The 25,782-nt window shown below is 58.6% G+C and carries 14 protein-coding genes, 2 tRNA genes, 3 rRNA genes and 1 pseudogene; 3 read left to right on the top strand and 17 right to left on the bottom strand.

Annotation, left to right across the window (positions count from 1 at the left end; all coding sequences use genetic code 11):
• The first annotated feature begins 28 nt into the window (after window positions 1-28).
• Entirely contained in the window at window positions 29-373 is a 345-nt protein-coding gene (locus tag ACLH0J_RS08950; RefSeq protein ID WP_411391672.1) for a cupin domain-containing protein, read from the top strand.
• Window positions 374-423: 50 nt separating this feature from the next.
• Here ACLH0J_RS08950 and mmsB read toward each other — a convergent pair whose 3' ends face one another.
• On the bottom strand, window positions 424-1,311 hold the full coding sequence (mmsB, locus tag ACLH0J_RS08945; RefSeq protein ID WP_411391671.1) for a 3-hydroxyisobutyrate dehydrogenase: 888 nt from the start codon (window positions 1,309-1,311) through the stop codon (window positions 424-426).
• 14 nt (window positions 1,312-1,325) lie between these two features.
• A complete protein-coding gene (locus tag ACLH0J_RS08940) occupies window positions 1,326-2,843 on the bottom strand; it encodes a CoA-acylating methylmalonate-semialdehyde dehydrogenase (protein ID WP_411391670.1) in 1,518 nt (505 codons plus the stop codon).
• Window positions 2,844-2,974: 131 nt separating this feature from the next.
• On the opposite strand from ACLH0J_RS08940, the gene ACLH0J_RS08935 reads away from it, so the two are divergent.
• Window positions 2,975-3,922: a LysR family transcriptional regulator gene (locus ACLH0J_RS08935; RefSeq protein WP_262049802.1), complete on the top strand. Its 948-nt coding sequence runs from the start codon at window positions 2,975-2,977 to the stop codon at window positions 3,920-3,922.
• Between the two features lie 246 nt (window positions 3,923-4,168).
• Window positions 4,169-4,394 (top strand): annotated as a pseudogene (locus ACLH0J_RS08930) (DUF3077 domain-containing protein).
• Window positions 4,395-4,488: 94 nt separating this feature from the next.
• Here ACLH0J_RS08930 and ACLH0J_RS08925 read toward each other — a convergent pair.
• The 15 genes from ACLH0J_RS08925 to ilvC all read right to left on the bottom strand — a co-directional run bounded on the left by ACLH0J_RS08925 (window position 4,489) and on the right by ilvC (window position 25,748).
• On the bottom strand, window positions 4,489-4,980 hold the full coding sequence (locus ACLH0J_RS08925) for an OmpA family protein (protein WP_411391669.1): 492 nt from the start codon (window positions 4,978-4,980) through the stop codon (window positions 4,489-4,491).
• A gap of 4 nt (window positions 4,981-4,984) precedes the next feature.
• Entirely contained in the window at window positions 4,985-6,247 is a 1,263-nt protein-coding gene (locus ACLH0J_RS08920) for a diguanylate cyclase domain-containing protein (RefSeq protein WP_411391668.1), read from the bottom strand.
• On the bottom strand, window positions 6,244-6,810 hold the full coding sequence (locus ACLH0J_RS08915) for a YfiR family protein (protein WP_411391667.1): 567 nt from the start codon (window positions 6,808-6,810) through the stop codon (window positions 6,244-6,246). The genes ACLH0J_RS08920 and ACLH0J_RS08915 overlap by 4 nt, the downstream gene beginning before the upstream one ends.
• Before the next feature lie 142 nt (window positions 6,811-6,952).
• Window positions 6,953-9,022 (bottom strand): exodeoxyribonuclease V subunit alpha, encoded by a 2,070-nt coding sequence (gene recD, locus ACLH0J_RS08910; protein WP_411391666.1) that lies wholly within the window; start codon window positions 9,020-9,022, stop codon window positions 6,953-6,955.
• The gene (gene recB, locus ACLH0J_RS08905) at window positions 9,019-12,693 is read right to left on the bottom strand and encodes an exodeoxyribonuclease V subunit beta (RefSeq protein WP_411391665.1); all 3,675 of its coding nucleotides are present in this window, start codon (window positions 12,691-12,693) and stop codon (window positions 9,019-9,021) included. Before recB ends, recD begins: the two co-directional genes overlap by 4 nt.
• Window positions 12,690-16,142, bottom strand: a complete 3,453-nt coding sequence (gene recC, locus ACLH0J_RS08900) for an exodeoxyribonuclease V subunit gamma (protein ID WP_411391664.1) — start codon at window positions 16,140-16,142, stop codon at window positions 12,690-12,692. The genes recB and recC overlap by 4 nt, the downstream gene beginning before the upstream one ends.
• 137 nt (window positions 16,143-16,279) lie before the next feature.
• Window positions 16,280-16,395 (bottom strand): 5S ribosomal RNA (gene rrf, locus ACLH0J_RS08895).
• A 151-nt stretch (window positions 16,396-16,546) separates the two neighbouring features.
• Window positions 16,547-19,438, bottom strand: a 23S ribosomal RNA gene (locus tag ACLH0J_RS08890).
• Between the two features lie 247 nt (window positions 19,439-19,685).
• A tRNA-Ala gene (locus tag ACLH0J_RS08885) sits at window positions 19,686-19,761 on the bottom strand.
• 30 nt (window positions 19,762-19,791) lie between these two features.
• A tRNA-Ile gene (locus ACLH0J_RS08880) sits at window positions 19,792-19,868 on the bottom strand.
• An 82-nt stretch (window positions 19,869-19,950) separates the two neighbouring features.
• A 16S ribosomal RNA gene (locus tag ACLH0J_RS08875) occupies window positions 19,951-21,487 on the bottom strand.
• Together the 16S, 23S and 5S rRNA genes with 2 tRNA genes alongside form the textbook arrangement of a ribosomal RNA operon.
• 545 nt (window positions 21,488-22,032) lie before the next feature.
• Entirely contained in the window at window positions 22,033-22,653 is a 621-nt protein-coding gene (msrQ, locus tag ACLH0J_RS08870; protein WP_411391663.1) for a protein-methionine-sulfoxide reductase heme-binding subunit MsrQ, read from the bottom strand.
• Window positions 22,653-23,666, bottom strand: coding sequence for a protein-methionine-sulfoxide reductase catalytic subunit MsrP (gene msrP / locus ACLH0J_RS08865; RefSeq protein ID WP_411391662.1), 1,014 nt, complete (start codon window positions 23,664-23,666; stop codon window positions 22,653-22,655). Before msrP ends, msrQ begins: the two co-directional genes overlap by 1 nt.
• Window positions 23,667-23,729: 63 nt before the next feature.
• A complete protein-coding gene (gene pssA, locus ACLH0J_RS08860) occupies window positions 23,730-24,587 on the bottom strand; it encodes a CDP-diacylglycerol--serine O-phosphatidyltransferase (RefSeq protein WP_411391661.1) in 858 nt (285 codons plus the stop codon).
• 144 nt (window positions 24,588-24,731) lie between these two features.
• Entirely contained in the window at window positions 24,732-25,748 is a 1,017-nt protein-coding gene (ilvC, locus tag ACLH0J_RS08855) for a ketol-acid reductoisomerase (protein WP_003212125.1), read from the bottom strand.
• Window positions 25,749-25,782: the final 34 nt, after the last annotated feature.

Raw genomic sequence — 25,782 nt, 5'->3', positions numbered from 1 at the left:
TCTTTCCATTCCCTGCCTCGGAGTCATCATGTCCACACCCATCACCGTACTGCGCGACACGCACCCCTTGCCGGTCCTGGATGCCTGCAAATGGGAAAAGCTCGAAGGCGACCCGCACACCGTCAACCTCAACGCCTACACCAGCGAAGACGGCAGCAAGATCATGGGCACCTGGATCTGCACACCGGGCAAGTGGTACGTGGAATACGTGAAGTGGGAATACTGCCATTTCCAGGAAGGCTACTGCGTGATCACCCCGGAAGGCCTGGCGCCGATCCATTTGCGCGCGGGGGATATCTTTGTAGTGGAGCCGGGGATGAAGGGGACGTGGGAAGTGGTTGAGACGGTGCGTAAGTATTTTGTGTTTGCCTGAACCGCAATAAATGGTGGCGAGGGAACAAGCGCCCTCGCCACAGGCGATGTTTATTTGGGCTTGCGGTAGCTGTTGATGATCGCCGAGAAGTCCTTACCCCCTTCCCCGCGCTGGCTCATCGATTGATACAACTGTTGGGCCACAGCGCCGAGGATCACCGGCTGCTTCGCCTGGCGAGCGGCTTCGGTGGCCAGCCCCAGGTCCTTGAGCATCAGGTCGGCACCGAAACCACCGGTATAACCCCGCGATGACGGCGCGGTTTCGATCACGCCCGGCCACGGGTTGTACGTGTCGGAACTCCAGCAACGCCCGGTCGAGCTGTTGATGATCCCGGCCAGCACCTGGGTGTCGATACCCAATGCATCGCCCAGGGCCATGGCTTCGCTGACGCCGACCATGCTGATGCCGAGCAGCAGGTTGTTGCAGATCTTGGCGATCTGCCCCGTGCCAACGTCGCCGCACTGCACAATATTGCGGCCCATCTGCGCCAGCACCGGTTGCAGGGTGGCGAACAGTTCCGCGGTGGCGCCGACCATGAAGGTCAGCGTCCCGGCTTGCGCGCCGCCAGTGCCGCCGGAGACCGGTGCATCAGCGACGGCCACTCCTTGCTTGGCCGCCGCAGCCGCGACATCGCGGATGGTTTGCGGGTCGATGGTGCTGCAATCCACTGCCGGCACGCCTTGGCCGATCCCGGCCAATACGCCGTCTTCCCCCAGCCAGACGCTGCGCACATGGGCGGCGGCCGGCAGCATGGTAATCACCAGCTCGGCGCCGGTGGCGGCATCACGCGGCGAGTCGCTGATGCGGCCGCCCAGCTCGGCCAGCTCCTTGAGCACGCTCTGGTTCAGGTCGAACAGGTTCAGCGCATGGCCAGCCTTGATCAGGTTGCGGGCCATGGGTGCGCCCATGTTGCCCAAGCCGATAAATGCAATCTTCATGGTCGTCTCCTGGATCAGCGCAGGTTGATGGTGGTGTTGACGCCATCGTTGACCGTGTCGTCATCGAACCAGCGGCTGGTGACGGTTTTGGTCTGGGTGTAGAACTGCACCACTTGCTTGCCGTACGGGCCAAGGTCGCCGAGCTTGGAACCGCGCGAACCGGTAAAGCTGAAGAACGGCACCGGTACCGGGATCGGGATGTTGATGCCGACCTGGCCCACATCGATTTCGCTCTGGAACTTACGCGCTGCCGCCCCGCTCTGGGTGAACAGGCCAGTGCCGTTGCCGAACGGGTTGGCGTTGACCAGCGCGATCGCCTCATCAAGGGTGTCGACTTCCAGCACCACCAGCACCGGGCCGAAAATTTCCTGGGTGTAGATCTGCATATCAGTGGTCACGCCCGAGAACAGGGTCGGGCCGACGAAGTTGCCTTGCTCGAAACCCGGCACCTGGATGTCACGCCCGTCCAGTTCCAGCTTGGCGCCCTCTTTCACACCGCTTTCGATCAACTCCAGGATGCGAGCCTTGGCGCGCTTGGAAATCACCGGGCCCACATCGGTACCGGCTTCGCTGCCGGCATTGACCTTGAGTTTTTGCGCCAGCGCTTTCAGATCCGGCAGCCACTGCTTGGCCGCGCCCACCAGCACCACCACCGAAGTGGCCATGCAACGCTGGCCCGCCGCGCCGAAACCGGCACCGACCAGGGCGTTGAGGGTGTGTTCGCGATTGGCATCCGGCAGCACCACCGCATGGTTCTTGGCGCCCATCATCGACTGCACGCGCTTGCCGTGTTTGCCGGCCAAGTCATACACGTGAGTGCCCACGGCGGTCGAACCGACGAACGACACCGCCTTGATGTCTTTATGGGTGCACAGCGCGTCCACCACGTCCTTGCCGCCATGTACCACGTTGAGCACGCCGGCCGGCACACCGGCTTCCAGCGCCAGCTCCACCAGCAGCATGGTCGACAGCGGGTCCTGCTCGGACGGCTTGAGAACGAAGGTGTTACCGCAGGCAATCGCCATCGGGAACATCCACAGCGGAATCATCGCCGGGAAGTTGAACGGGGTAATCCCGGCGCACACGCCGATGGGTTGGCGCAGGGTGTAGGTGTCGACCCCGCCGGCAACGTTTTCAGCGAATTCACCCATTTGCAGAGTGCCGATGGAACACGCGTGCTCCACCACTTCCAGGCCACGGAAAATATCGCCCTCGGCATCAGCAATCGTCTTACCCTGCTCGGCGCTGAGGACCACGGCAATGCGCTTGGAATGTTCACGAATCAGGGCTTGCAGCTTGAGCATGATGCGCATGCGTGCGCCGATGGGCGTCAGCTTCCAGGTCTGGAAGGCGCGATGGGCGGCGTCGATGGCGGCGTTGACTTCATCGGCCGTGGCGAACGGGACTTTGGCCAGCACTTGCTGGGTGGCCGGGTTGACGATGTCTTGCCAGTGGGTGGTCGTTGACTCGACCCATTCACCGTTGATCAGCAACTTGACCTGTTGCACGGAAATATCGGCAGATGCGTTCATGTGGTCTCCAATTCTTATTTATATGCAGAGAACCAAGGCGTTGAATCGCCTTGAAGATGAGGCGTTCGGACTGTTTTTGGAGTATAGATGTGCAAATCTCTAATAAGAACGCACATAAAAGCCGGTCCAATATGCAAAAAAACATCACATCGCTGGGTTCCCTGAACTGGGACGACCTGAAGTTTTTCCTCGAAGTGGCCCGCACCCGCAAGGCCAGCGTCGCCGCCAAGCGCCTGGCGGTGGACTACACCACGGTGTCGCGACGCATCAGCTCACTGGAAGTCTCGCTCGGCACCTTGCTGTTCGAAAAATCCCGGACCAACGGCTTCGTCCTCACCCCCGAGGGCCAGCGCCTGCTGGGCTACGCCGAATCCATCGAAAGCACCTTGCACATGGCTTGCGAGCAAGTCTCCGGCTCCGGCGTGGCGCTGTCCGGCCACGTACGCATGGGCTGCACCGAAGGCTTCGGCAGCTTCTTCGTCACCCCGCAACTGAGCCATTTCGTCGACACCTACCCGGCGATCTCGGTCGACATCCTGCCCCTGCCCCACTTCATCAGCCTGTCCAAGCGCGAAGCCGACATCGTCATCGCCCTGGAACGCCCGGAACACGGGCCGTATGTGTGCTGCAAACTGTGCGACTACAAACTGCAGCTATACGCGACCCAGGACTACCTCGACCAACACCCGCCCATCCACCGCCCGGCGGACTTGGCCGAGCATCCCTTCATCAGCTATGTGGACGACCTGGCCTTCAGCTCGGAGCTGCTCTACCTGGCCAACGTCGTACCCGGCGCCAGCGCCAGCCTGCGCAGCACCAGCGTGATCGCGCAATACGTAGCGGCGCAGCAAGGGCGGTCGATGGCGATCCTGCCGTGCTTTTTGGCGGCGCAGGACCCACGGTTATTGCCGGTGCTGGGAGAGCAGATTGAGATTACGCGGCAGTTCTGGATGTATTGCCGGGAGGACTTGCGCAAGTTGAAGCGGATTACGTTGTTGTGGGACTACATCCGCGAAGTGACGGAGCAGAATCGGGGGTTGTTGATGGGGGAGACGCGGGAGATGCGGTTTGCGGATTAAAGAGCCATCAACGACGATTCCCTTTAAATTGCAGGACGATTGATTCCTAGAGAATCTCCGGCCTATTGCGCCTTAGGGTTTGAGTCACTAGCCTCCGTACTTCGCTGACATCAGTGAACGGGTTTAGCGACGCGAACCCGGACACAGCCACCAACGGCAGGAGCTTCGTGCTTGTCGTTCTCGTGTTATGGCGGCTGTGCGTGGGAGACCTTCGGGTCTGCCGGGTCCTGGGTCCGGTTCGCTAACCTGCGTACAGCGACCACCCTCGGCGTCGTCACCTTCGGCGATTACGGCGAAAACGAAAAACCGCTGTTCCGGGTCAACGCCGGCATGCCACTCAACGAAGCGCTGGAACACGCGTCCCCCCTGCTTTTCTACTCCCAGAAACTCGCCATGGAAGCCGCCATGGATGTGCGAGATGGGCAAGGCAGTGGTGGATGATTTGACGCAGGCAATGACGCCGAGCCGTTAAGCGAACACCGTCTCCAGCACACCGTAGTCCAACTGTGGGAGGGGGCTTGCTCCCACACTTGATTGCATTGCAAACCGGGACTGGCTGACTCTACTCAGTCCGACGTCACCACAATCGACACCCGCCGATTCTCGGTGCGTCCCGCCGCGGTGTCGTTGGACACCACCGGCTGGCTGCTGCCCAGGCCGCGCAGTTGGATGTTTTCTTCTTTCATTCCCACGCTGTTCAGCACCGACGCCACGCTTTTAGCCCGGCGCAGGGACAACAATTGGTTGTAGGTTTCCTTGCCGGAGGTGTCGGTATGGCCGTCGATGCGTACACGCTCGATGCCCACGCCCAGCAAGGCCTTGCCGATACGCTGGACGATGTCAGTGCTGGGTTGGTTGAGGGACTCGACGTCGCTGCCAAACAGCACTTTGCCGGACAGGCCGAACGCCCAACCTTCGTCGGTCAGTTCAAAGCCCTGTTGCTTGAGCACGGCGACCTGCGCCGGGGTCAGGCCTTTGGGTGGGGCCGTCTGACAGCCGCCGAGGGCCAGGAAAGCCATCAGCAACGACATGAACAAAACACGTGCAATCGAGAACAAGGGATCAGCTCCTGTGGTGAACGTTGACAATAGGCGGGTCCGGTTCCGCCGTTTGCTGGCCGCCCGAGGCCAGGCGCTTGACCTGGTACATCGCTGCGTCGGCAGCATTGAGCAAGTCGCCGGGCGTGGCGCCGTGATCGGGGTAAAGGGCAATGCCGATACTGAGTGAAGTGAACACCTGCGCGTCGCCGGGCACGGCAATCGGCAAGTCCATGCTGGCGATGATCTTGTCGGCGATGCGCTGGGCGTCTTCAATCTTGTGCAACGGTGCCAGCAGGATAGCGAACTCATCACCGCCCAGGCGCGCCACCAGGTCACCTTCACGCAGTTGCGCACGCACGCGGTCGGCGACGGCCACCAGCACCGCATCGCCGGCGGCGTGGCCGAAGTTGTCGTTGATATCTTTGAAGCGGTCGCTGTCGAGAAACAGCACCGCGACCCGCTCGTTGACCTTGGATGCACTGCGCAACGCACGAACCAAGCGACCTTCAAAGAAGGCCCGGTTGGGCAAGCCGGTCAGGCTGTCGTGGTAGGCCTGGTGCGCGAGGGTCTCGTTTTCGCTTTGCAAGTGGCTCTGCCAGGCTTCCATCTCGCCGAGCAAGGCATTGAAGTCGCTGCCCAGGCTGTCGAGTTCGGCGATACGTGCCGGCGGCACCCGCCGATCGAAGTCGCGCTCGCTGCGGGCCGCGTGGGCCACATCGGCGAGGCTTTGCAGCGGTCCGGTAATGCCACGCAACAGGCGCCGCGCCAGGTGCAGGGCCACCCATGCGCTGAGGGCGGTACAGATCAGGATTCCGGCCAGCCCGCTGAGCAGGAAACGCAGCAGGCTACCGCCGTGACCGGTCAACTGGATGCTGCCGATGTTGCGCCCTTGATGGAGGATCGGCTGACTGATCGGTTGTTCGAGCAAGGCATGCGCCAGTTCAAGTTCGACCCGCGACAGCATGCCGGTTTCCGGGCGTATCCATTGCGCCAGCAGCTTGCCGTTGGCACTGAACACTTCGGCCCGGGCCACTTCCTCGGTGGATGCTATGAGGCTCAAGGATTCGGTGGCGGCGGCGCTGTCGTTGAACACCACCGCCGCTTCCACGGTGTAGTTGATGGAGCGAGCGATCAAGTGCAGGTTGTGTTCGGCATAGACCCGCAGCGCCAATACACCAAGCAGGGTCATGGACACACTGGCCAGGGTCACCGCCACCAATGCCAGGATCAGATGCCCGCGACCGATGACCGAACGCAAGGTCGGTCGCACATGACCGACTTTCATGGCACGGGCGCCCGGCGGCGAGACAGCTGCAACACGCTGGGATGAATGCGCACGCCGCTGCGCGCCACCGAATCGAGGTTGACCTCGAAAGACACTTGCTCATCACTCACCCGCAGGCAAAACAGACTGCCCACGGTGCATTGGTCGCCGCCTTCGCTGATGCTGAGTACCGGATGGCCGATCAACGAGGCGAACAGGCGGCTGCGTTCGTCATCCGTGAGGTTGCCGATGTACACGGCGTCACAGGCATTGACGATATCTGAGTGATCGGCCAGCAACCGCTGCACCACCACTGGCCGGCCCGTGGCCTGGGTGGTGCCTTTGACCAGGTCGTCGGTGTATTGGGTCGGCCCGACAATGCACAGCCGCAGTTGCGCTGGCTCCACCGGCCAACGCGCGTAACTGAGAATGCCAAGCACCACTTGGGTGACCGCCTGGGCACGGGAATCGGCAGGGCTGGGAGCCTGGGCAAATGCGCCAGGCGCGAGCAGACAAAGAACCGCCACCCGCAGCAGGCGTCTCCAGTTCAAACAGCGCCCTGTCGGGGAGACAGCCACATTCATGCAGCGATTTCTCTCAGGTGATTGCACGGTGATGCCGCAAAGATAGCACAGCCACAGAGCCCCCCGCGAAGGGAGGCTTTCGCGCAGAGCGCTATTTTTTCAGAAAAGTCAGACAACCAAATCCGAAATATTGTGTGACCTATCAGTCAGTTTTTTCCGCCTCGTGGCCCAACTCCAGCATCAACCCACTCAAGCGCTTGACCTTGCGTCGCACGGCTTCTTCAAACACGCCGCCACGGGGCTCGATCAGGCTGAACCAACGCTTGGCCCGGGTGATGCCGGTGTAGATCAGCTCTTTGGTCAACACCGGGTTGAGCGCATCCGGCAGGATCAATGCCGTGTGGGTGAATTCGGAGCCCTGGGACTTGTGCACGGTCATGGCGTACACGGTTTCCACATCATTCAGGCGGCTGGGCAGGACAAAACGCACACCGCCCTGGCCATCGTTGCGTGGGAAGGCGACGCGCAGCACCTGAGGCCCGCCGTCGCTTTCGGGCAGTTTGAGGGCGATGCCGATGTCGCCGTTCATCAAGCCCAGGCCGTAATCGTTGCGCGTCATCAGCACCGGGCGGCCTTCGTACCATTGCTCATCGCCCTCGATCAGCCGCACTTTGCGCAAGGCGGCGGTGATGCGCAGGTTCAGGCCTTCCACACCCCAAGGGCCTTTGCGCACTGCGCAGAGTAACTGGAAAGCGTCGAAGGCATGCAGCAGTTGTTGCGCCCAGTGGGTCCAGGCGGGGTTTTCGCGTGGGGTGTCGAGGGCCGGGCGCGCGCTGTGCAGCAGGTCGAGGTAATAGCGATAACCCGCGGCGCCATCACCCTGCCCGTCCAGCACCAGGCGTTCCAGGGCATGGTCATGCTCGCCCTTGAGGCTGACGCAGAACAGGTCCTTGTGGCTGCGCGCCGCGAGCAACTTGCGGGCTTCTTCGGCGTTTTGCTGGTTGACCCAACGTGCCAACTGGCCAATGCCGCTGCCTTCGCCGAAACGGCGCGAGTAACGCAGCATCACCACTTGTTGCGCCAGTGAATGGCTGCCGTCGACATCTTCCTGCAAGCCACTGGCGCTCAGGTCCTCGCCACTGACCGCTTGCAGCCACTGGCGGGTGTCGGCGCTGTACCAGCCGGCCTCGGCGTCGCGGCACAAATCGCCGAGAACGGCGCCGGCCTCCACCGAAGCCAACTGGTCCTTGTCGCCCAACAACACCAACCGCGCGTTGGGTGGCAAAGCGTCCAACAGGTTGGCCATCATTTCCAGGTCGATCATCGACGCTTCATCCACCACCAGCACATCCAAGGGCAAGGGGTTACCCACATGGTGACGGAAGTGACGGGTGCCCGGGCGGCTGCCCAGCAGGCGGTGCACGGTAGTGACCTGGGTCGGGATTTTTTCCTTCACGCTTTCCGGCACTTTCAGCGACAGCACTTGCTGGCTGATGGATTCGGTCAGGCGGGCGGCGGCTTTACCGGTGGGCGCCGCCAGGCGAATGCGCAAGGGACTGCCGGCTTCCACGGCGGGCGCCTGTAACAGCGCGAGCAGGCGCACCACGGTGGTGGTCTTGCCGGTGCCGGGGCCGCCGGTAACGATGCTGAATGCACCGCGAGTGGCCAGGGCGCAGGCAAGTTTTTGCCAGTCGATCACGCCGTCCGGCGCGGGTTGATCGAACAGGCCGTCGAGGCGTTGGGGCAAATCGGCCGCGACGGTTTCCTGAGTCGCGAGCCGCAGGCGCAAGGCGCTGTCGATGCGTCGTTCGTAGGTCCAGTAGCGGCGCAAATACAGACGCTTGCCGGCCAACACCAACGGGCGGCTTTGGGCCGACTCACTGCCATCGACGGCCAGCGCGACCAGACGGCTGGCGGCCAGGGCATGGCACCAGTGCGCACCGTCCAGACCGTCGAGCAGTTGCGACGGCAGCAGCATGGCGCCGGTTTGCGCGTCGCCTTCTGGCGGCAAAGACAGGGCGAAGTCCGGCGCTTTCAGGGTTTCAAACAGGTCAAGGCATACATGACCGTGGCCCAACTGATGACTGGTCAATGCCGCCGCCAGCAGCACCAGGGGATCGGCCTGCGGCTCGAGTTCGTGCAGGAAGCCGACGAAGGCTTTGTCCAGCGCGCGCAGCCAGCCGCGGTCAACCCAACGCTCCAACAGTTGCAGCAGGTCGGCGGCGTGGCTGAGGGGCGTCAGCGCCTCAAGCGGTAACGGCGACAGGCTCATAACAACACTCCTTGTTCCCAGGCGGGCTCAACCTTGGGCGGGATCGGCTTGCCCTGGAACAGCAGGTCCAGGCCTTCGATCAGTTCCCGTGGCGGGCGGGTGAAATACGCGCCCTGGCTGGCGGCTTGGGTACCGCGCAGGAACAGGTACAACGCCCCGCCGACGTGGCGGTCGTAATCGTAATCCGGCAGGCGCGCCTTGAGCTGGCGATGCAGGGCCAGCAGGTAAAGGACGTATTGCAGGTCGTACCGGTGCTCAAGGATCGACTGTTCCATGGCGTCCTGGGTGTAGGCCGAATCGTCGGGACCGAGCCAGTTGGATTTGTAGTCGGCCACGTAATAGCGACCGTCGTGCTCGAAGGTCAGGTCGATAAACCCCTTGAACATGCCGTTGAGCAACACCGGTTCGGCAGCGACGCGGGACACGCCGTTGTGGGTGTACTGGCACACCAGTTTGTCGAGGGCAAGCACGTCGACTTTGTGGCTGGCGAACCAGAACTCCATTTCGATCTGGTACTGCTGCAGGCCGCTGAGGCTGACCCGGTCGTTATCCAGCGGCAGCGGCGTTTGCAGCAGGTGGCCGAGCCATCCGCTGAGGGTGACGATCCAGCCTTCCCAGTTGCGTCGGTTGCAGCGCGCGCCCACGGCCTTTTCGATCGCCTCCGGCGACACGTTGAAACCGTCCTCGCCAGCCCACTCCAGCAGGCCGTGAAGAAAGGTCCCCGGATTCGGACCGCGTGGGAAACGATGAATATCACCGCCAGACGCTGCCACTTCTCGCGGTGCATCAGGGGCCAGGCGTTCGTCATCGAACAGCTTCTGGGCTTGTGGGCTTTCCGGCGCTTCGAGCGTGGCGGCACTCATGCTGTCGCCGATGCGCAAGGCGCTGTAGGACGCAATCCACCAGTTTTCGGCAGCCTTGCGCTTGGGCAGCAAGGGCGCAAGCAGCGTGGCTTCGTTGCGGGGCGGATGGAACAGGATGTCCTGTGCGTCGGGGACGTGGGCATAGTTGATAGCGGAGCAGCCCTCCTGTACATCCAGCAACCAACGCGCCAGGCCGGCAGACTCAGCCAACGCGGTACCGGCGCCGAGCAAATAGCCCAACGCAGACAGGTGCAGCACGGAACTGCTGCTGTTGCCGCGCTTGAGGTCGGCGATGCCGAGCCAGCAGGCGTGCTTGGCGCGGGTCAAGGCCACATAGAACAGACGCAGGTCTTCGGCCAGGCGTTCGTCGTCGGCCTGGGCGATCAGCTCGGCGGTGGGGCGCAGGCTGACGTGGGCTTTCCCAAGTTCATCGTGGTAATGAAGCGGTAACCGACTGCCGTCCACCGGCTTGACCGAGCAGATGAAGGGCAGGAACACCAAGTCGTATTCCAGGCCCTTGGACTTGTGGATGGTCACGACCTTGACCAGTTGTTCATCACTTTCCAGGCGCAGGATCTGCTCTTCCCCGGCTTGCCCCGAAAGCGCCAAGTGTTCGGCCAGATGGCGGATCAACGCCTGTTCACCATCCAGTTCCGAGGCGGCGTGTTGCAGCAGTTCACTGAGGTGCAGCAGGTTGGTCAGCACCCGTTCGCCGTCGTTGCGGGCGACCAGGGTTTGCGGCAATTTGAAATCATGCAACAGGCGTCGCAGCATCGGCAGCACGCCTTGGGTGCGCCAGATCGCGCGATAGCCACGGAACTGCATCACACGCGCTTCCCACGCCAGTTCGTCCTGATTCAGACGCTCAAGTTCGGGCAGTGACAGGTTCAAGGTGACGCAGGCCAGGGCCGCGCGCAGCGGGCGCTCGACGTCCGGCTCGGCGCAGGCCTTGAGCCAGGCCAACAGGTCATGGGCTTCCTGGGCGGCGAAGACGGAATCCTTGTCGGACAAGTACACGCTGCGCACACCACGCTCGGACAGTTGCGCACGCACGGCCTGGGCTTCCTTGCCGTCGCGCACCAGGATGGCGATGTCTGACGGGAGTACACCTCTGAAGCCGTCATCCGGATGCAGGAAACCGGCGCTGCCTTGCTGCCCGCCATTGAGCAACGCGACGATTTGCGTGGCGCAGGCAGCGGCCAGTTGCTGACGGTAAACCGCGTTGGAAATCGGTTGGTCGGTCGCCAGGTGCCAGAGGTTCATGGCCGGCAGCGTTTGGCCATCGACCTGTAATTGCTCCTTGCGACCCTGGGACAACACCGGGTGGAACGGCACCGGGTTGTCGCCATTCGATTCACGGAACAAAAATGCGCCGCGGCCTGTTTCCGCACGCTGGAACACATGGTTCACCGCCTCGACCATGGTATGGCTGGAACGGAAGTTGGTGCCCAGGGTGTGGTGGCGGCCGGTGGTGGATTGACGGGCGCGCAGGTAGGTGTAGATGTCGGCACCGCGGAAGGCGTAGATCGCCTGTTTGGGGTCGCCGATCAGGAACAGGCCACTGTCGAGATGGTTTTCTTCGATGCGGTAGATGCTGTCGAAGATGCTGTACTGCACCGGGTCGGTGTCCTGGAATTCGTCGATCAGCGCCACCGGGAATTGCTCGCGGATCACGCTGGCCAGACGCTCGCCACCGTCTGCGTGCAGGGCGGCGTTGAGGCGGATCAGCATGTCGTCAAAGCCCATTTCGGCGCGACGGCGTTTTTCTTCTTCAAACCGTTTGCCCACCCAGCCGGCGGCGTGTTGCAACACGGCGGCGTCGGGGGTTGGCAGCGCATCGAGGGCGGCCTTGAGGCCGGCCATGGCGTCGATGCCAGGGTGTTGCGGCGGCTCGCCCTTCCAGGCTTCGGCCATGCCGTCGGGAGTCAAGCGGGTGAAGCCGGTACCGATGTCCAGTTGTTCAAGGGTTTCATCCGCCGCCCAGGCACTGATTTTTTCAAACCAGGGCTCGAAGTATCTGGCTTGCATCTTGCGACCATCGACAGCTTTGGCCGCGACGGCTTGCAGGCAAATATCGCGTAGTTCCGCAGCCCAGTGCTGCCAGGGGGCCTTGAGTGCAACCAGGGCCTCGCGGCGCTCTCGCAGGCAGGCGTTGATCAGTTCTGCCGGCTCACGCAACTCGTCAGTCGGGCGCTCGCTGCCGAACAGCGCACGTACCCGTGGCATCAACACCGCCGGGCCACCCCAGTTGTTGCGCACCCAGTCGAGCGCGTCGTCGTGCATGGGGTAACAGAACAACCGCCAATAGTCGCGAAGCACTTCGCCGAGCAAGTCGCTGTGGTCGGTTTCCAGGGTTTGGGTGAACAGGCTGCCGCTGTCGAACGCGTGCTCGCGCAGCATGCGCTGGCACCAACTGTGGATGGTCGAGACGGCGGCTTCATCCATCCACTGCGCGGCGATATCCAGCCGATTGGCGCACGCGGGCCATTGCTCGGGTGGGTATTGATCGCGCAGGTCGGCGATCAGGGCGTCCGGTTGTTGGATTTCGTCGCGGAAAAACCGCGCGGCTTCGGCCAGGCGAATGCGGATGCGTTCGCGCAATTCTTTGGTGGCCGCGTCGGTGAAGGTCACCACCAGGATTTGCGGGGGCAGTAGCTCGCGGCCAAAGCCGGACGCTTCGCCACCGTGGCCCAGTACCAGGCGTAGGTACAAGGCCGAGATGGTGAAGGTCTTGCCGGTGCCGGCGCTGGCTTCGATCAGTTGACTGCCTTTTAAGGGGAACGCCAGGGCCAAGGGTTTGCTGCTCATGCGCTGGCCTCCTCACGGGTGAGCGATCGCCATGGGGCGTTGATCAGCGGGCGATACAGGGTTTCGCACCAGCCTTCGAATTCTTCGCCGGCGACCAGCGCGGCGTAATCGGGGAATTGTCGCGTGAGTGCTGGGGTTTCGCGGCGTTCGCCGTCGGTGTTTTGGCCGTCACCCTCATAGGCTTTACTCGCGGCAACCTGGGCTTTGGCGGGATCGGTCTGAGCGAGCCAGGCAAAAGCGGTTTTGACGGCTACGGGGAGCGGCTTTCTCATCCCGCTATACCAGGCCAGTAACAGGTTACCGAGGATGTCCTGGGCGGTGGATTGCTCCAACGGTGCCAGTAGCAACGTGTCGTCACTGGCCACCAATCCAGTGCTCAGGGGCAAGCCACAGGCACAGGCGACCACATGATTGACCCAGGGACGAATCAGGCGATGCCACTTGCGGGTCTTGATTGAGCCGATGCTGTTGGGAATGGTGGTGACGCTTAACAATCCGCCATCACTGCGTCGATGCAAGCCACTGATCCAGCCTTCCAGCTCAATGCCTTGATACTCGAAACTGATCGGTTCGGCAGCGGTATGCGGGGTCGGCCAGAGCGCCAGAAGCTGTTGATAGCGTTGCAGCAAGTCGGGCAACGGCTCGATCAGTTCATTTCGCAGGCATTCGCCGAAACCGACCATCGGCAGCAGGCCACTGCCTTGCAGGCGCAGGGCCTGGGCGTTCAGCGCCTGGTCGAGATGATCGGGCTGGCTCAGCGCCGCGTTCAGCAGGCTATCGCTCAGGCTGTAGCGTTGTAGGGCATCGAGGACGAAGGGCTCTTCATCGGCCAGCGGTACTTCGGCGGCTTCAAAGAAAACTTTCAGACGTTGGCTGAAGAAATGTTTGACCGGGTTGCGCAGGAAGTCTTGCAACTGGCCGAGGCTCAGGGGTTCTTCCTGTTGGTGCGGAGTCAGTTCGTCTGCTGTTGGCGTGGCATCCACGGTTTCATGCAGCAACTGCCATTCGCGGGCGTAGCTGAACAGCGGGTCGCCCTCGTGGAAGTAACGGGCGCTGAAGGGTTGGAGCGGATGCTCCTGGGTCATGGCGTCGATCAGCGGTTTATCGGCATCGGTGTTGTGCCAACCGCTGGCGAGGTGGTCGCGCAACTGGCCGATCAATACCGAGGCAGGGCGCTCGCTGTTGTCGCGGATGCTACGGCCCACCCAACTGATATAGAGCTGGTCACGGGCTGAGAGCAGGGCTTCGAGCAGCAGGTAGCGGTCATCTTCGCGGCGCGATCGGTCGCCGGGACGGTAGTCGCTGCCCATCAGGTCGAAATCCAGCGGTGGTTGCGCGCGAGGGTAATCACCGTCGTTCATGCCGAGCAGGCAAACCAGCTTGAATGGGATCGCACGCATGGGCATCAGGGTGCAGAAATTGACAGCACCGGCGAGGAAGCGCTGCGACAGACGGCCTTGGTCCAGACCCGCCAACCAGGCCTCACGGACTACGGTCAGTGGTAACTCATCCTGCAGGCCAACGGACTCGCAGGTTTCTAGCCAGGTCTCCCTGAGTTGCTCCAGTTGACCCAGCAAATAGTCGTCGTGTTCGCTGCTCGCCAGGAAAAACAACTGCAGCAGGCGTTGCAAGCGCTCGCCCCATTCTTGCGGTGCCGCCGGTTGGGACAGCGCCTGATGGGCGTCATTCAGTGCGTCAAGCAAAGCAACCAGCGGACCGATCAGGGCCGCGTCGAGACCACCGATTTCATCGTAAGGCTCGATACCGTCACAAGCGGCACCCGTACCGACTGCGTACCCGAGCAACATGCGTCGCAGCCCAAATCGCCAACTGTTTTGCTCCAGCGCGTTTGGTAAGCCCAGGCCGGCACGCTGCTCGGCGTTGAGGCCCCAACGAATGCCGGCACCTTCGATCCATCGGTGCAGCGTGGGTAAGTCGCGCTCCTTTATGGCAAAACGTTCACGCAACGCAGGAACGTCGAGCAGGTCAAGAATTTCACTGACGGGGAAGCGGCTATCGGGGAGTTTCAGCAAGTGTTCGACGGCAATCAGCAACGGATCGCGGCCGCGTTGCCCTTGATCGGTGAGCGTGAAGGGGATGAAACGTGGATCGGATCTTTCCAACTGGCCGAACACGGCGCGAATGTGCGGTGCGTAGCTGTCAACGTCGGGGACCATGACGATGATATCGCGAGGACGTAGTGCAGGATCGGCACTGAAGCGTTCGAGCAGTTGGTCGTGGAGGATCTCCACTTCGCGTTGGGCGCTGTGAGCAATGTGGAAGCGGATTGAGGTATCACGCTGCAAATCGACAGCAGGCCAAAGCTCGCGCGTTTCGTTGAGTGGGCGCAGTTCGAGGATGTCGTCCTGCAACTGGTTGAGCAGTGTAGTGGGGTCGCTGTCACTGAACAGATCGATGCGACCGTCACGAAATGCGGCGCGGTAGCTGTTGGGGTCATCGTAACTGTCCAGCAGGCTGATGTAGTCACGGCCCTGTTTGCCCCAAGCGGCCAACAGCGGGTGAGCGTGCTGGTGCAGGGTCTGAGGGTCGATAGTCACTGGCATGCCGGCCTTGCGCGCTTGTCGTTTGTATTCGTTACGCAGCAGGTCTTTGTCGGCAACGATGTCAGACCAATGGTGGCGACAGGGGTTGTGCACGCACAGCAAGACCTGACTGAACCGTGCCAAACCAGCAAGTGCTTCCAGCGCCTGTGCGGGTAACGAGGAAATCCCGAAAACGATGACGCGGGACGGCAATCCTGGGGGCGCTTTCTCTAGTCGATTAATACACTCGATAAAGCGCTGGTGAACGCCAGCTCGGCTTTGCGCCATACCTTCTTCGCCGACATCCAGCAGCAGCGCGCGCCATAGTTCAGCCTGCCAGCAGTTAGCGGGATCCAGAGGCTTGAATTCGCCTCGACCGTTGCGCAGTTGGTGTCGGCCTGCAGCCCAGTCCTCAAGCCAATCAGCGCGGTAGACCTGATATTGGTCAAACAGGTCTGCCAGGCGTTCAGCAAGTTGGTAGCGTTTGCGCAGATCGGTATCGTGAGTCAGAAAGCGCTGCAGAGGCTCGAAGTGTAGCTGGTTGATGAGCTCTGGGAGCAGGCGCATAAGGCGCCAGGTCAGCGGGGCTTTATCGAGCAGGGACTTGGGAGGGATCTCGTCGCGTCCCAGAACCATACGGTAAAGCTGCCACATGAAGCTGCCTGGTAGCTGCACGTCGATGGCTGCGGCGATCCCACAGCCGCCCATATCGTCATCTTGCGGGTCTTCGGCCAAGGCCAGCTTGAGCCATTGGGCGATGCCGTTGCTCTGCACCAGAGCGATTTCGTTTTTCAAAGGTGCCAATGGATAACGACGCATCCAACTGACTACCAGACTGCGCAGTTCATCCAGGCGGTTGCCGTGAACCACCATGAATCCAGCACTGAGGGACGTCGCATCCGGCATAACGGCTTCCTTGGGAAAAGCAAAATCGAGGCATGGACTTTAGCATTGAAGGCCGCCGCGATGAGCCTCTTCGTACTTTCCGAACGCCCAAAACAAAACCCCTGTCTGCGTAAGCAAACAGGGGTTTCGGAATTTAATCTTGACGATGACCTACTCTCACATGGGGAAACCCCACACTACCATCGGCGATGCATCGTTTCACTACTGAGTTCGGGATGGGATCAGGTGGTTCCAATGCTCTATGGTCGTCAAGAAATTCGGGTACTGACTCGTGACCTGATGGCCTCGCTTCAGCAAATTGGGTACGTGATAGCAATCGGTGTTTTGTGAGATTCGAACTTTCGGTTCATTTCGTCTTCACACACCGCAATCTGGCCTTTCGACGCAAATTCCTTGGGTGTTATATGGTCAAGCCTCACGGGCAATTAGTATTGGTTAGCTCAACGCCTCACAGCGCTTACACACCCAACCTATCAACGTCGTAGTCTTCGACGGCCCTTCAGGGGACTCAAGGTCCCAGTGAGATCTCATCTTGAGGCTAGTTTCCCGCTTAGATGCTTTCAGCGGTTATCTATTCCGAACATAGCTACCCGGCAATGCCACTGGCGTGACAACCGGAACACCAGAGGTTCGTCCACTCCGGTCCTCTCGTACTAGGAGCAGCCCCTCTCAAATCTCAAACGTCCACGGCAGATAGGGACCGAACTGTCTCACGACGTTCTAAACCCAGCTCGCGTACCACTTTAAATGGCGAACAGCCATACCCTTGGGACCGGCTTCAGCCCCAGGATGTGATGAGCCGACATCGAGGTGCCAAACACCGCCGTCGATATGAACTCTTGGGCGGTATCAGCCTGTTATCCCCGGAGTACCTTTTATCCGTTGAGCGATGGCCCTTCCATACAGAACCACCGGATCACTAAGACCTACTTTCGTACCTGCTCGACGTGTCTGTCTCGCAGTCAAGCGCGCTTTTGCCTTTATACTCTACGACCGATTTCCGACCGGTCTGAGCGCACCTTCGTACTCCTCCGTTACTCTTTAGGAGGAGACCGCCCCAGTCAAACTACCCACCATACACTGTCCTCGATCCGGATAACGGACCTGAGTTAGAACCTCAAAGTTGCCAGGGTGGTATTTCAAGGTTGGCTCCACGCGAACTGGCGTCCACGCTTCAAAGCCTCCCACCTATCCTACACAAGCAAATTCAAAGTCCAGTGCAAAGCTATAGTAAAGGTTCACGGGGTCTTTCCGTCTAGCCGCGGATACACTGCATCTTCACAGCGATTTCAATTTCACTGAGTCTCGGGTGGAGACAGCGCCGCCATCGTTACGCCATTCGTGCAGGTCGGAACTTACCCGACAAGGAATTTCGCTACCTTAGGACCGTTATAGTTACGGCCGCCGTTTACCGGGGCTTCGATCAAGAGCTTCGCGTTAGCTAACCCCATCAATTAACCTTCCGGCACCGGGCAGGCGTCACACCCTATACGTCCACTTTCGTGTTTGCAGAGTGCTGTGTTTTTAATAAACAGTCGCAGCGGCCTGGTATCTTCGACCGGCATGGGCTTACGGAGCAAGTCCTTCACCCTCACCGGCGCACCTTCTCCCGAAGTTACGGTGCCATTTTGCCTAGTTCCTTCACCCGAGTTCTCTCAAGCGCCTTGGTATTCTCTACCCAACCACCTGTGTCGGTTTGGGGTACGGTTCCTGGTTACCTGAAGCTTAGAAGCTTTTCTTGGAAGCATGGCATCAACCACTTCGTCATCTAAAAGATAACTCGTCATCAGCTCTCGGCCTTAAGATCCCGGATTTACCTAAGATCTCAGCCTACCACCTTAAACTTGGACAACCAACGCCAAGCTGGCCTAGCCTTCTCCGTCCCTCCATCGCAATAACCAGAAGTACAGGAATATTAACCTGTTTTCCATCGACTACGCTTTTCAGCCTCGCCTTAGGGACCGACTAACCCTGCGTCGATTAACGTTGCGCAGGAAACCTTGGTCTTTCGGCGTGGGTGTTTTTCACACCCATTATCGTTACTCATGTCAGCATTCGCACTTCTGATACCTCCAGCAAGCTTCTCAACTCACCTTCACAGGCTTACAGAACGCTCCTCTACCGCATCACCTAAGTGATACCCGTAGCTTCGGTGTATGGTTTGAGCCCCGTTACATCTTCCGCGCAGGCCGACTCGACTAGTGAGCTATTACGCTTTCTTTAAAGGGTGGCTGCTTCTAAGCCAACCTCCTAGCTGTCTAAGCCTTCCCACATCGTTTCCCACTTAACCATAACTTTGGGACCTTAGCTGACGGTCTGGGTTGTTTCCCTTTTCACGACGGACGTTAGCACCCGCCGTGTGTCTCCCATGCTCGGCACTTGTAGGTATTCGGAGTTTGCATCGGTTTGGTAAGTCGGGATGACCCCCTAGCCGAAACAGTGCTCTACCCCCTACAGTGATACATGAGGCGCTACCTAAATAGCTTTCGAGGAGAACCAGCTATCTCCGAGCTTGATTAGCCTTTCACTCCGATCCACAGGTCATCCGCTAACTTTTCAACGGTAGTCGGTTCGGTCCTCCAGTTAGTGTTACCCAACCTTCAACCTGCCCATGGATAGATCGCCCGGTTTCGGGTCTATTCCCAGCGACTAGACGCCCTATTAAGACTCGCTTTCGCTACGCCTCCCCTATTCGGTTAAGCTCGCCACTGAAAATAAGTCGCTGACCCATTATACAAAAGGTACGCAGTCACAGAACAAAGTCTGCTCCCACTGCTTGTACGCATACGGTTTCAGGATCTATTTCACTCCCCTCTCCGGGGTTCTTTTCGCCTTTCCCTCACGGTACTAGTTCACTATCGGTCAGTCAGTAGTATTTAGCCTTGGAGGATGGTCCCCCCATATTCAGACAAAGTTTCTCGTGCTCCGTCCTACTCGATTTCATGACTAAGAGATTTTCGCGTACAGGGCTATCACCCACTATGGCCGCACTTTCCAGAGCGTTCCGCTAATCTCAAAGCCAGTTAAGGGCTAGTCCCCGTTCGCTCGCCACTACTAAGGGAATCTCGGTTGATTTCTTTTCCTCAGGGTACTTAGATGTTTCAGTTCCCCTGGTTCGCCCCTTACACCTATGTATTCAGTGTAAGGTAACCATCTTATGATGGCTGGGTTCCCCCATTCAGACATCTCCGGATCAAAGTCTGTTTGCCGACTCCCCGAAGCTTTTCGCAGGCTACCACGTCTTTCATCGCCTCTGACTGCCAAGGCATCCACCGTATGCGCTTCTTCACTTGACCATATAACCCCAAGCAATCTGGTTATACTGTGAAGACGACATTCGCCGAAAATTCGATACTCTCAATTAAGAGAACTCACAAATTTTACCTTAGCCTGATCCGTTACCAGTGAAAGTAACGTTCAGTCTATCTTTCTATCACATACCCAAATTTTTAAAGAACGATCTAATCAAAGACTAGAAATCAACATTCACCATCATCACGATGGAATGCTCATTTCTAAGCTTTCAACTTCCAGAAGCAGTAGTGGTGGAGCCAAACGGGATCGAACCGTTGACCTCCTGCGTGCAAGGCAGGCGCTCTCCCAGCTGAGCTATGGCCCCGTATTTCTACAGGCGTTTCCCACACAAAATTGGTGGGTCTGGGCAGATTCGAACTGCCGACCTCACCCTTATCAGGGGTGCGCTCTAACCAACTGAGCTACAGACCCAATTTCGGGCTGCTTCTTATCGTCTTCTTCAATGAATCAAGCAATTCGTGTGGGAACTTATGGAGCAGCTGATGTCGTCGATTAAGGAGGTGATCCAGCCGCAGGTTCCCCTACGGCTACCTTGTTACGACTTCACCCCAGTCATGAATCACACCGTGGTAACCGTCCTCCCGAGGGTTAGACTAGCTACTTCTGGTGCAACCCACTCCCATGGTGTGACGGGCGGTGTGTACAAGGCCCGGGAACGTATTCACCGCGACATTCTGATTCGCGATTACTAGCGATTCCGACTTCACGCAGTCGAGTTGCAGACTGCGATCCGGACTACGATCGGTTTTCTGGGATTAGCTCCACCTCGCGGCTTGGCAACCCTCTGTACCGACCATTGTAGCACGTGTGTAGCCCAGGCCGTAAGGGCCATGATGACTTGACGTCATCCCCACCTTCCTCCGGTTTGTCACCGGCAGTCTCCTTAGAGTGCCCACCATAACGTGCTGGTAACTAAGGACAAGGGTTGCGCTCGTTACGGGACTTAACCCAACATCTCACGACACGAGCTGACGACAGCCATGCAGCACCTGTCTCAATGTTCCCGAAGGCACCAATCTATCTCTAGAAAGTTCATTGGATGTCAAGGCCTGGTAAGGTTCTTCGCGTTGCTTCGAATTAAACCACATGCTCCACCGCTTGTGCGGGCCCCCGTCAATTCATTTGAGTTTTAACCTTGCGGCCGTACTCCCCAGGCGGTCAACTTAATGCGTTAGCTGCGCCACTAAGAGCTCAAGGCTCCCAACGGCTAGTTGACATCGTTTACGGCGTGGACTACCAGGGTATCTAATCCTGTTTGCTCCCCACGCTTTCGCACCTCAGTGTCAGTATTAGTCCAGGTGGTCGCCTTCGCCACTGGTGTTCCTTCCTATATCTACGCATTTCACCGCTACACAGGAAATTCCACCACCCTCTACCATACTCTAGTCAGTCAGTTTTGAATGCAGTTCCCAGGTTGAGCCCGGGGATTTCACATCCAACTTAACAAACCACCTACGCGCGCTTTACGCCCAGTAATTCCGATTAACGCTTGCACCCTCTGTATTACCGCGGCTGCTGGCACAGAGTTAGCCGGTGCTTATTCTGTCGGTAACGTCAAAACAATCACGTATTAGGTAACTGCCCTTCCTCCCAACTTAAAGTGCTTTACAATCCGAAGACCTTCTTCACACACGCGGCATGGCTGGATCAGGCTTTCGCCCATTGTCCAATATTCCCCACTGCTGCCTCCCGTAGGAGTCTGGACCGTGTCTCAGTTCCAGTGTGACTGATCATCCTCTCAGACCAGTTACGGATCGTCGCCTTGGTGAGCCATTACCTCACCAACTAGCTAATCCGACCTAGGCTCATCTGATAGCGCAAGGCCCGAAGGTCCCCTGCTTTCTCCCGTAGGACGTATGCGGTATTAGCGTCCGTTTCCGAACGTTATCCCCCACTACCAGGCAGATTCCTAGGCATTACTCACCCGTCCGCCGCTCTCAAGAGAAGCAAGCTTCTCTCTACCGCTCGACTTGCATGTGTTAGGCCTGCCGCCAGCGTTCAATCTGAGCCATGATCAAACTCTTCAGTTCAAACATCTTTGGGTTTTTAAGAAACCCTAAACTTGGCTCAGCAATCGTTGGTTACATCTTTGATTTCTCGCGGAGTAACTTGCGATGCTGATAATCTTGTTGACTATCAGTCTGACTCCACAAGCACCCACACGAATTGCTTGATTCAGTTGTTAAAGAGCGGTTGGTTAAGATCTTTCGTCTCAACCGAGGCGCGCATTCTACAGCAGCCTCATTTGCTGTCAAGTGGTTATTTTCAGAAGTTTTCGAGGACTTCCTCAACAACTTCAACCACTTGCGCTTCCGATCTCTCGTTAGCGGGAGGCGAATTCTACAGCGTTACACGCTGCTGTCAACACCTCTTTTTCTCCGCTTTCGACCGAGAGGATCGAAACGTTAATAGAGCCAAACTACGCTGCCCTACCAACTCCTTCTGGGCTTCGATGAACTGAAGCAGGTCGCTGTCGAATCTTGCATAACTCTTTGTTTACCAAGGAGTTTTCCGTTTCGACTGCGCCGGAAGTGGGGCGAATTATAGACTTCCAGAATCTGCCGTCAAGGGTTAATTACGCTTTTGTTGCAGAAGGTGCTTTTTTCGCAATAAGACGGGGAATTCGCCGCATTACTGGCGGTATCCGCAGGATAAGAAGCAGCGCGCCTATAGAAGCATAGATAGCCCACTCCTTCAGATCAGCCCGCACGATCCACAACATATGCAACAAACCAAGCCCAAGCACGCCATACACCAGGCGATGTAACTTCTTCCAACGGCTGCCCAACCGACGCTGACTGTAACGATTCGACGTCACTGCCAGCACCAACAAAGACAGAAAACCCAGCGTACCTACAATAATGTAAGGGCGCTTACACAGCTCCACCCCCAACTGTGACCAATCCAGCCCCAGGACAAACACACAATATGCCGCCAAGTGCAGCACTACATAAGCAAAGCACCACAACCCCAACTGCCGCCGCACCGCGACCCACCCTACCCAACCGCTCAACTTCTGCAACGGCGTCATCGCCAGGGTGATTAGCAGCAGGATCAACGTGCCCAAGCCCAGCCGATCAACCAGCACCTTGCCTGGGTCCGGCCCCAAGGCAAAACGCCATGCCTCATACAGCCAGAATAACGGCCATACCGCTGTGGCAATAAACACGCCGACGCGCCAGATCGGGAAACGCATCAGTAGTTCTTCCGCAGGTCGAGGCCAGTATAGAGAGCCGCCACCTCATCCGAGTAACCGTTGAACATCTGCGTCTCGCGCACATTCGGGCTGAACAGACCGCTTGGCAAGCGCCGCTCACGCGCCTGCGTCCAACGAGGGTGGTCGACCGTGGGGTTCACGTTCGCATAAAACCCATACTCATTCGCCGCAATACTTTGCCACGTGGTCTTTGGCTGCTCGCTCACCAAGCTGATACGCACAATGGACTTCACGCTCTTGAAGCCATACTTCCATGGCACCACTAAACGCAGCGGTGCGCCATTCTGGTTAGGCAACTCCCGCCCATACATTCCCACGGCCAAAATCGCCAAGGGATTCATCGCTTCATCCAGACGCAGCCCTTCTACATAGGGCCAATCGATCAAGCCGAAACTCGAGCGCTGACCCGGCATGCTTTTGGGGTCCTGGAGGGTTTCAAAGCGGATGTACTTGGCGTTGGAAGTCGGCTCAACCTGCTTGAGCAACGCCGAAATGGGAAAGCCCATCCATGGAATGACCATCGACCACGCCTCCACACAGCGCAAACGGTAGATTCGCTCTTCCAATTGATAAGGCTTCATGAAGTCTTCCAGGACGTAACGCCCCGGCTTTGCCACCTCACCATCGATCACCACACTCCAAGGCTCGGTCTTGAGTGAACCCGCATTCGCCGCAGGATCACCCTTGTCCGTGCCGAACTCATAGAAGTTGTTGTAGTGGGTCGCGTCTTTGAACGGGGTAATGGCTTCGTCCTTGACGGTTACCGCCTGCCATTTCGTACCCGGCAGTTTTTCGGCAAACCAGCCTGGGACCTTGCCTGGCTCGACATCCGCATACCGCGCGGCATCATCAGCACTGGCCCAGCGCGGCAAGCTGCTGGCAGCAACACCGGCCAGCGCACCACCGAGCAAGCTACGACGAGACAGATAGAAAGATTCAGGAGTGACGTCCGACTCATGACAATCGGACGCTTTAGGCAATTTGATTAACATGGCAACTCCGCAGCATTGGAGAACTGATGCACCAATAGACTGCGGAGTATGGGGGAAATTACATTAAGGCAACGTTTTGTCCCGACGCAGATGCAGCAGATACTGAATCGGCCCGGAAGCGGCATAAACCAGAAATACCAACAGTAGAATACGTGGCGGATCACTGAAGACGACTGCGAAAACCAGCACTACGACAAGAATCGCCACAAAAGGCACTCGCCCTTTGAGGTCCAACTCCTTGAAGCTGTTGTACTTGATGTTACTGACCATCAGCATGCCAGCGGCCGCAACCATCAAGGCCACCAGGAACGACATCTTCGAGCCTTGGATGCCGTAGTCGCTGAACGCCCAGACGATACCCGCCACCACGCCTGCAGCAGCAGGACTGGCCAGACCAATGAAGTAACGTTTGTCGGCAGTACCCACCTGGGTGTTGAAGCGAGCCAAGCGCAACGCGGCGCCCGCAACATAGATGAAGGCCACCATCCAGCCGACCTTGCCCATATCCCCCAAGGCCCAGGCAAACGCCAGCAGCGCAGGTGCGACACCGAAGGCAACCATATCCGACAGCGAGTCATACTCGGCACCGAAGGCACTTTGAGTATTGGTCATCCGCGCCACGCGCCCATCAAGACCGTCGAGCACCATGGCCACGAAGATGGCGATGGCAGCAAAACCGAAGTATTTGCTGGCACTCGCTGCGTCACCTGCAGCTAGCGCGCTTTGGGCGCTCATGGAATTGATAATGGAATAGAACCCGGCAAACAGGTTCGCCGTGGTGAACAGATTGGGAAGAAGATAGATACCACGATGCCGGACCTTGCGGCCTTCAGCGTCATGCCCTTCTTCGACATGCTCATCGATCGGTAGCAGGCTTTCGGCGTCAGAAGCCTGGCTTGGCTCTTCGGGACGTTCGCTCATGGACTTTACCTTGCAACGGTGTGAAAAAATTCGACAAATACTTGCGGCGAGTGTTCGCCCGCAAACGATGCAGCTTTATACCAGAACCCGCCCCTCAAACGAAAAAACGCGGCCTAAGCCGCGTTTTCCTTTGATACGTACGACTTAGTTTTTAGCTTTGTCGACGATCTTGTTGGCACCGATCCACGGCATCATGGAGCGAAGTTGCTCGCCGATGATTTCGATACCGTGAGCGGCGTTGTTACGACGCTTGGCGGTCATCGAAGGGTAGCCGGTAGCGCCTTCACTGATGAACATTTTGGCGTATTCGCCGTCCTGAATACGTTTCAGGGCGTTGCGCATAGCCTGACGGGACTCGGCGTTGATCACTTCCGGACCAGTCACGTACTCACCGTACTCGGCATTGTTGGAGATCGAGTAGTTCATGTTGGCGATACCACCTTCGTACATGAGGTCAACGATCAGCTTCAGTTCGTGCAGGCATTCAAAGTAGGCCATTTCTGGCGCATAGCCAGCTTCAACCAGAGTTTCAAAACCGGCTTTGACCAGTTCAACAGTACCGCCGCACAGAACGGCCTGCTCGCCGAACAGGTCGGTTTCAGTCTCGTCCTTGAAGGTGGTTTCGATGATGCCGGTACGACCGCCACCAACGCCTGCGGCGTAGGACAGCGCAACGTTCTTGGCGTTGCCCGAAGCATCCTGGTAGATCGCGATCAGGTCAGGAATACCGCCGCCTTTGACGAACTCGGAACGCACGGTGTGGCCTGGGGCTTTCGGCGCGATCATGATCACGTCGAGGTCAGCACGTGGAACAACTTGGTTGTAATGAATCGCGAAACCGTGGGAGAAGGCCAGGGTGGCGCCCTTCTTGATGTTCGGCTCGATTTCGTTTTTGTACAGCGCGGACTGGAACTCGTCCGGGGTCAGGATCATGACCAGGTCGGCAGCAGCAACAGCAGAGGCGACGTCAGTCACTTTCAGACCGTGGGCTTCAGCCTTGGCAACAGTGGCCGAGCCTTTACGCAGACCAACAGTCACGTCAACGCCGGAATCTTTCAGGTTGCAAGCTTGCGCGTGGCCTTGGGAACCGTAGCCGATGATGGCGACTTTCTTGCCCTGGATGATCGACAGGTCACAATCTTTATCGTAATAAACTTTCATGAGGTTCCTCTATATATCCAGGCCTTAAGGCCAT

Source organism: Pseudomonas sp. MPB23 (assembly GCF_046605395.1).
Lineage (GTDB): Bacteria > Pseudomonadota > Gammaproteobacteria > Pseudomonadales > Pseudomonadaceae > Aquipseudomonas.
This window is presented reverse-complemented; position numbering and strand designations above follow the sequence as displayed.